Below are 5,214 nucleotides of genomic sequence, written 5' to 3' on the forward strand. Positions count from 1 at the left end.
GTGAACCTGGTTGATTTCGTTGCGTGTTCACTGTCCTGCGGTCCGGGGTGGTCCGCCGTGGGCCGAAGGCCCGTCGGCATGGGGCCGAACGTCCCCGCCGCGGGCACCGGTTGGGGCGCCTCAGAGCGCGCGCAGGCCGTGCGCACGGAACTGCTCGCGCACACGGTCGGTCAGCGCCGGGTCGGGCACGGGCGTGTCGCGTAGCGGGAAGCGGACGCCGAGGGCGTCGTACTTGGCGGCTCCCAGCTTGTGGAAGGGGAGCACGTCGACGCGTTCGACATTGCCGAGCCCGGCTGCGAAGGCGGCCAGGCCGTCGACCGCGGCCGGATCGTCGGTCCAACCGGGCACCAGGACGTATCGCAGCCACACCGGGACGCCGAGCCGGTCCAGGCGGGTCGCGAACGACAGCGTCGGCGCCGGCTCACCACCGGTCAGCCTGCGGTAGCGGGTCACGTCGAAGCACTTGATGTCCAGCAGGACCAGGTCGGTGTCCGAGAGCAGCGCGTCCGAGGCGCGGGAGCCGAGGAAGCCGGAGGTGTCCAGGGCGGTGTGCAGGCCTGCCTGCTTGCTGCGGTGCAGGATCTCGGCGCTGAACTCCGGTTGGAGCAGGGGCTCTCCACCGCTGATGGTCACGCCACCGCCCGCGGCGGTCAGGAAGGGCGCCACGCCTTCGATGCGGGTCATCACCTCATCGGCTGTGCTTGCGCGGCCGTCCCTCATGTGCCAGGTGTCGGGGTTGGCGCAGTACAGGCATCGCAGTGGGCAGCCGCTGACGAAGAGCACGAACCGTGTGCCGGGACCGTCCACGCCGGTTGACAGGTCCCATGAATGCACACGGCCGGTGGCACTCATCGTGCCTCGTGGAAGGTGCGGCTGATCACGTCGAGTTGCTGCTCGCGTGTGAGGCGGACGAAGTTGACGGCGTATCCGGAGACCCGGATGGTCAGTTCCGGATATTTCTCGGGGTGCGCCATCGCGTCCCGCAAGGTGGCCCGGTCCAGGACGTTGACGTTCATGTGGAATCCGCCCACCGCCGTATAGGCGTCCAGCAACCCCACGAGGTGGCCGGCGCGCTCGGCCGGGTCGTGGCCCAGGCCCTCCGGCGTGATCGTCGACGTCAGCGAGATCCCGTCACGCGCGCAGTCGTACGGCAGCTTGGCCACCGACATTGCGGAGGCGGCCATGCCGTGCCGGTCGCGGCCGTTCATGGGGTTGGCGCCCGGTGCGAACGGCGTGCCCGAGCGGCGCCCGTCGGGGGTGTTGCCGGTGTGAAGGCCGTAGACCACGTTGGAGGTGATGGTCAGCACCGACTGGGTGTGCTCGGCGTCCCGGTGGGTCGGATGGCGACGGATCTTGTCCATGAAGCTGCGGACCAGGTCGGCGGCGATGGCGTCCGCACGGTCGTCGTTGTTGCCGTAGGCCGGGTACGCGCCCTCGATGCGGTAGCCGACGGCCAGACCGGTGGCGTCGCGGATCACCCTGACGCGAGCGTGCTTCACGGCCGAAAGGCTGTCCGCGGCCACCGACAGGCCCGCGATGCCGCAGGCCATGAAGCGGTGGACGGGATGGTCGTGCAGCGCCATCTCCAGCCGTTCGTAGGCGTACTTGTCGTGCATGTAGTGGATGACGTTGAGCGTGTTGACGTAGGTGCCGGCCAGCCAGTCCAGCGTGCGGTCGAAGGCGTCCCTGAGCTCGTCGTAGTCCAGGTACTCACCGCTCAGGGGAGCAGAGGCCGGAGCGACCTGCTCGCCGGTCATCTCGTCGCGGCCGCCGTTGACGGCGTAGAGCAGGGCCTTGGCCAGATTGACCCTGGCCCCGAAGAACTGCATCTGCCTGCCGACCGTCATCGCCGACACGCAGCATGCGATGGCGGTGTCGTCGCCGGTGCGGGGACGCAGCAGCTCGTCGGACTCGTACTGGACCGCGCTGGTGTCGATGGACACCTGGGCGCAGAACCGCTTGAACGCACCCGGGAGCCGGGGCGACCACAGAACGGTCAGATTCGGCTCCGGGGCGGGCCCGAGGTTGTACAGCGTCTGCAGGAAGCGGAAGGAGGTGCGGGTGACCAGCGGTCGTCCGTCGGTTCCCATGCCGCCGATGGACTCCGTCACCCACGTCGGGTCGCCGGAGAACAACGCGTCGTACTCGGGGGTGCGCAGGAAACGCACGATCCGCAGCTTGATGACGAAGTCGTCGATCAGTTCCTGGGCCCGGCTCTCGTCGATCAGTCCCTCGGCCAGGTCACGTGCCAGATAGACGTCGAGGAAGGTCGAGGTGCGGCCCAGCGACATGGCGGCGCCGTTCTGCTCCTTCACCGCGGCCAGGAATCCCAGGTACAGCCACTGGACGGCCTCCTGGGCGGTTTCGGCCGGGCGGGCGACGTCGCAGCCGTACGAGGCGGCCATCTGCTCCAGCTCACGCAGCGCCTTGACCTGCTCGGCGAGTTCCTCGCGGTCACGGATGACGTTCGCGGTGGAGGCCTCCGCGTCCAGCGCGGCCCGTTCGGTGCGCTTGGCGGCGATGAGGCGGGCCGTGCCGTACAGCGCCACCCGCCGGTAGTCGCCGATGATGCGGCCCCGGCCGTACGCGTCCGGCAGCCCGGTGATGATCCCAGCCTTGCGGGCCCGCCGCATCTCGGGCGTGTAGGCGTCGAAGACGCCGTCGTTGTGGGTCTTGCGGTAGGTGCCGAAGACTTTGGTGACGAAAGCATCCGGTTCGTAGCCGTAGGCACGAAGTCCGCTTTCCACCATGCGCAGGCCGCCATTCGGCATGATCGCCCGCTTCAGTGGTGCGTCGGTCTGCAGTCCGACGATGAGTTCACGGTCGCGGTCGATGTATCCCGGGGCGTGCGAGGTGATTGTCGAGGGGACGGCGGTGTCGGCGTCCAGGATGCCCCTGCGCTGCTCGTCGGGGAACAGCGAGCTCACCTTGTGCCACACCGCCAGCGTGCGCAGCGTTGGGCCGGCGAGGAAGGACGCGTCGCCTTCGTACGGTTGGTAGTTGTCCTGGATGAACCCCCGCACGTCGATGCCGTCTCGCCAGTTCCGGCCGGTGAAGCCGCGCCACGCCGTGCCGTGCGTTTCACCAAGAGGCTCGGATGTCATGGTCATCGCGGGTTGTCCCTTTCTGAGGCACGTTGTTGCCGTGCTGCAGATCCTCGGGCGGGTTGCGCACCACGGGCAGGGCCACGAGGGGTCGCTGAGGGGGCCACAGGGCCTCAGCAGGCGTCAGTTCGTGGCGACGCGGCCCCGGGCGGGTATCTTGCGGCCGGTGCTGCGGAATGCCGGCGTAAGGGCGTTCGAAGTCCCTCGATCCGGCTATGTTGAACGTGGTCACCTGCCTGCTGTGCCGGATGGAGGATCCATGGGGATGGAAGGCAGCGAGGGCGCGGAGCGCCTGCCCAGGTTGAGGCTGGACGAGCTCCTCGACGAACTGCAGGTGCGCATCGACGCGGTGCGGGGGACGCGTGACCGGGTGCACAGCCTGCTGGAGGCGGTGCTGTCGGTCGGGCGGGAGCTGGACCTGCCGCACGTGCTGCGGCGGATCGTGGAGGCAGCGGTCGTGCTCGTGGACGCCGAGTACGGCGCCCTGGGCGTGATCGGCGACGACGCCAAGCTCGCGCAGTTTCTGACGGTCGGCGTCTCGGACGAGCAGAGCGAGGCGATCGGGCCGCTGCCGTCCGGCCACGGCATCCTCGGCGAACTGATCCGGCACCCGGAACCGCTGCGCCTGGAGGAACTCTCCTACCATCCGGCCTCGTACGGCTTCCCGGCCAACCACCCGCCGATGCACTCCTTCCTGGGGGTGCCGATCCGGGTCCGTGACGAGGTGTTCGGGAATCTGTACCTGACGGAGAAACGGGGCGGCAAGGAGTTCGACGACGAGGACGAGACCGTACTGTCGACCCTTGCCGTCGCCGCGGGCGTCGCCATCGACAACGCCCGCCTCTACCAGGAGGCCCGGTCCAGGCAGCGGTGGCTGGAGGCGAACTCCGAGGTCACCGCCAGCCTGCTGTCGGGGGTGGAGGAGTCCCGCATCCTGGAACTGATCGTCGAGCGCGCGCGCAGCATCACCGGCGCGGACCTCGGCGTGGTGGCCCTTCCGGTCGAGGCCTCCACGGACGTGAAGGTGGCGATCGCCACGGGTATTGACGCGGACGTCCACCGCGGACTCTTGCTGCCAAGGGAGGGGTCGTTCGCGGGCGCCGCCATGGAGGCCACCGAACCGATCACCAGTCCGGACGTGGCACACGATCCGCGCATCACGACCGGCCCGCCACGGTTCGCCGGGCTCGGTCCGGCGGTGGCCGTCCCGATGAGCACGCCCCAGGGGGTGCGCGGCGCGTTGCTCCTGGCTCGCGCCGAGGGCCAGCCGCTCTTCACCGACACCGAGACGGCACCTTTGCTGGCGTTCGCCGGCTCGGCCGCGCTCGCCATGGAACTGGCCGAGCGGCGGCGCGGCGCCGAGCAGCTGGCACAGCTGGAGGACCGCGACCGCATCGCCCGTGACCTGCACGACCTGGCCATTCAGCGGCTGTTCGCCACGGGGATGACCCTGCAGAGCGCGCTGCGGTTCGTCGATCACCCGCAGGCGAGCGAGCGGCTGCTGCGCGCGGTGGACGACCTCGACGAGACCATCAAGATCATCCGTTCGACGATCTTCGGGCTCCGCGCCCACGAGACGGGCCCGGTCAGGGAGGGGCTGCGGGTGCGCATCGCGAAGGCGGTCGAGGAGGTCGTACCCGTCCTCGGGTTCACCCCGTCGCTGCGGATGGAAGGTCTCATCGATACCGACGTCCCGGCAGCGGTCGCCGGTGATGTCGTCGCGGTGCTGGGCGAGGCACTGTCCAATGTGGCCCGGCACGCGTGCGCCGGTTCGGCGGACGTGGCGCTGGTGGTCGGCTCCGGCGTGCTGACCCTGACCGTGACCGACGACGGCGTGGGGCTGCCCGAGGGCGGCCGGCGCAGCGGCCTGGCGAACCTCGCGCAGCGGGCGGAGAAGTTCGACGGGTCGTTCACCGCCCAGGCACGGCCGTCGGGAGGCACCCGCCTGGAGTGGCGCGTGCCGCTCGCCGAGTAGCGCGGCTTCCGCCCTGGTCCAGGACCTGGCCGGCGGGGGAGTCCCGGCGGCGGGGGCCGGGTGGCACGGTCTCAGTGGCGGGACTCGGCCTCTGCACCGCCTGAGGGCTGGTGCTGGGTGGCGAGCACGGCGGCC

Annotated in this window: 3 protein-coding genes; 1 reads left to right on the top strand and 2 read right to left on the bottom strand. The window is 70.0% G+C overall.

The features are described 5' to 3' along the window. Positions 1–120: 120 nt before the first annotated feature. Together pflA and pflB are read right to left on the bottom strand one after the other, a co-directional pair. Positions 121–852: a pyruvate formate-lyase-activating protein gene (gene pflA / locus ACWDAS_RS41240; RefSeq protein WP_450401100.1), complete on the bottom strand. Its 732-nt coding sequence runs from the start codon at positions 850–852 to the stop codon at positions 121–123. Further along, the gene (pflB, locus tag ACWDAS_RS41245; RefSeq protein WP_450401102.1) at positions 849–3,104 is read right to left on the bottom strand and encodes a formate C-acetyltransferase; all 2,256 of its coding nucleotides are present in this window, start codon (positions 3,102–3,104) and stop codon (positions 849–851) included. The genes pflA and pflB overlap by 4 nt, the downstream gene beginning before the upstream one ends. Positions 3,105–3,369: 265 nt before the next feature. Here pflB and ACWDAS_RS41250 point away from each other — a divergent pair, with 265 nt between their 5' ends. Next, positions 3,370–5,079, top strand: coding sequence for a GAF domain-containing protein (locus tag ACWDAS_RS41250; RefSeq protein WP_450401104.1), 1,710 nt, complete (start codon positions 3,370–3,372; stop codon positions 5,077–5,079). The last annotated feature ends 135 nt before the right edge of the window (positions 5,080–5,214 follow it).

Source organism: Streptomyces sp. NPDC001070 (genome assembly GCF_053598835.1).